We start from the raw sequence: 2,404 nt of genomic DNA, 5'->3' as shown, positions 1-2,404 counted from the left end.
ACTTCCGCACCACGGACGTGACCGGTGTCGTGACCCTCCCCGAGGGCACCGAGATGGTCATGCCGGGCGACAACACCGAGATGCTGGTCAAGCTGATCCAGCCGGTCGCCATGGACGAGGGCCTGCGCTTCGCGATCCGCGAGGGTGGCCGCACCGTTGGTGCCGGCCGCGTCACCAAGATCATCAAGTGATCTAGGTAGTAAGCGCTGAAACGGCGCCCATCCCTTCGGGGGTGGGCGCCGTTTCGCTTTGTCTGTCCGACGTTAGGCTCGATGCCGTGCATGTGGTGAAGCGGGGACCGGTCGACCTGGCGGTGCGGTGCTCGGGCGAGGACGACGGCACGCCGGTCCTGCTCGTGCACGGGATGGGCAGTGACCACACGACGTGGCGCAAGGTCGCCGGCGCACTGCGCGCGCAGGGGCGTCGCGTGGCCGCAGTTGACCTGCGCGGACACGGCCGCAGCGGGCGAGCGGGCAGCTATCGCCTGGATGACTTCCGCGATGACCTGCGGGCCGTCGTCGACGATCTCGGAGCCGATCGCGTCGACGTCGTCGCGCACTCGCTCGGCGCCCAGGCGGCGCTGCGGATGGCGATGGCCGAACCGGAGCGGATCGGCGCGATGGTGCTCGAGGAGGTGCCACCGATGCCGCGCGACGAGGTCGACGTCGCCGAAGACATCGAACCGTCGGCGCCGCTGGGGGAGCGAGTGCGCGGACTGGTGTCGCTACTCGCCGATCCGCGACCGTACCTGATGTTCGACCGCCGCGTCCCCGGCGAGGTGCTCACTCAGTTCAAGCAGGCGGACCCGCAGTGGTGGGCGGATCTATCAGCCGTTGATGCGCCAGCGCTCGTTGTGTCCGGGGGAGCGCGGAGTTTCCTGCCCCCGCAGCACCTGGCGGCGGTCGTCGATGCGCTGCCCGCCGCACGGTTTCACACCATCGATGCCGGGCACAGCATCCACCAGAGAAGCCCGCGCGCATTCATCGATGCCGTCGTCGGACATCTTGCGTCCGGTCCGGCGTCGTAGGTCACCCCTTTCCGTCGGCGACCAGTTTGTCGCCCAGCGCGCGGACCGAGGTCATCATGAGGGCCATGTCCACCTGGTTGGGTGACTTGGCCTTCCCGTCGAGGTGGCGGTATTCGGTGGCGAGGGTGACCGCGAGGATCTCCGGTCGGCCCCACCGCGCCCACGGCGAGCTACGGAACTCCGCGGAGCGCAGCATGTGCAGCGCCGCCTTCTTCGCCGGCGTTCCCGCGTCATGGTGCGACTTCGCCTGCGACTGCACCCACTGGAAATAGGTGTGCAGATTGGTGACCTGCTCGATGGTGGTCAGCGGACCGTGGCCGGGAACGATGCCCTCTGGGGAGAACTTGAGGATGGCCTCGATGGCCTTGATCCAATTCTGGGTCGGCCCCTCCCACATGATCGGGGTCTGCTCGATGAACAGGATGTCGCCACCGAACACGACGCCGGCCTCGTGGTCGAACACCATCAGGTCGCCCGGAGTGTGGGCCGGTCCCACTTCCAGCAGTTCGATCTTGCGTCCGCCGACGGTGATCTCGGTCTGGCCGGTGAAGGTGGTGTCCGGGTAGCGGCGGCGCACCGAGAAGAACTCGAACGGTGCGAACTCGTGGTACCCCTCGCGCGCCGAGCGACCGGCCGGCCCGGGTAGGTGGGAGGCCGCCTTTAGGGCGACCTGGAGGGCACCGAGCGCCGCGGGCGTCTCGGTCTTCATGGCCTCTAAGGAGGCCGTGGAGGTGATGATCTGGGCGTCGGCGGGCATCAGTGCGTTGCCCCACCAGTGGTCGCCGTTGCTATGCGTGTTGACCACCGTGGTGATCGGCCGGTCCTTGATGTGGGGGCCGATGGCGTCGAGCATCCGCCGCGCCTGTTTGTGGTCCCAACAGGTGTCGATGATCAGCGTCGAGTCATCGCCGAGGACGACACCGACGTTGGCCTCGCCGAGCCCGCCGTTGGGTTGGAGGTAGGCGACCGAACCGTCGGCGACGGGGTGGACCCCGCCCTCGTAGTTGGCAGCCTCGCCATGCAGGGAACGTTCGGGAAAAGACATCACACGGACGAGAGTAGTGGCGGGCGTGGGGACCTATCCCCGGCGCGCCGCCAGCCCCGGGATGGTAAACAATCGGGCCGAGTTCGACCCGTTGATGTGCGGTTACTGCATTTAGCGTATTAGATTCCTTTAATGAGCGAATCGAGCTACCTGTTGGACGGCCGCGACATGGCTGTGCACGCGCCATGGGGAACGGTGTACGGACCGACCGATGTCAAGATCCGCGAGGGCGGGGTCACCGTCATCGAGGGCGTCGGCGGTCGGGGGCGCGCTTCGCTGATGCTGACCCTGGCCGGTCGGATGCGTCTGTCGGGCGTGTCAGATGGTCTGTG

2 protein-coding genes and 2 pseudogenes are annotated in these 2,404 nt (G+C 67.4%); 3 read left to right on the top strand and 1 reads right to left on the bottom strand.

Annotated elements, in window-relative coordinates; all coding sequences use genetic code 11:
* Positions 1–191 (top strand): annotated as a pseudogene (locus tag B4L26_RS18000) (elongation factor Tu); the annotation flags it as partial.
* Positions 192–277: 86 nt separating this feature from the next.
* On the top strand, positions 278–1,027 hold the full coding sequence (locus tag B4L26_RS17995; RefSeq protein WP_290721131.1) for an alpha/beta fold hydrolase: 750 nt from the start codon (positions 278–280) through the stop codon (positions 1,025–1,027).
* Between the two features lies 1 nt (position 1,028).
* On the opposite strand, the gene B4L26_RS17990 is transcribed toward B4L26_RS17995, so the two are convergent.
* Entirely contained in the window at positions 1,029–2,072 is a 1,044-nt protein-coding gene (locus B4L26_RS17990) for an MBL fold metallo-hydrolase (RefSeq protein WP_290721129.1), read from the bottom strand.
* Between the two features lie 132 nt (positions 2,073–2,204).
* Here B4L26_RS17990 and B4L26_RS17985 point away from each other — a divergent pair.
* A pseudogene (locus B4L26_RS17985) lies at positions 2,205–2,404 on the top strand (hypothetical protein); the annotation flags it as partial.

The sequence above is a fragment of the Gordonia sp. UBA7599 genome, assembly GCA_002477755.1.
In the GTDB taxonomy this organism is placed as follows: domain Bacteria; phylum Actinomycetota; class Actinomycetes; order Mycobacteriales; family Mycobacteriaceae; genus Gordonia.
The sequence above is the reverse complement of the archived record's forward strand: the minus strand, read 5'-3'. Positions and strand labels throughout refer to the sequence as shown.

Bases quoted from the DNA above. Each gene is read 5' to 3' on its own strand.
- B4L26_RS17990 (WP_290721129.1), bottom strand. From the start codon at position 2,072: ATGTCTTTTCCCGAACGTTCCCTGCATGGCGAGGCTGCCAACTACGAG.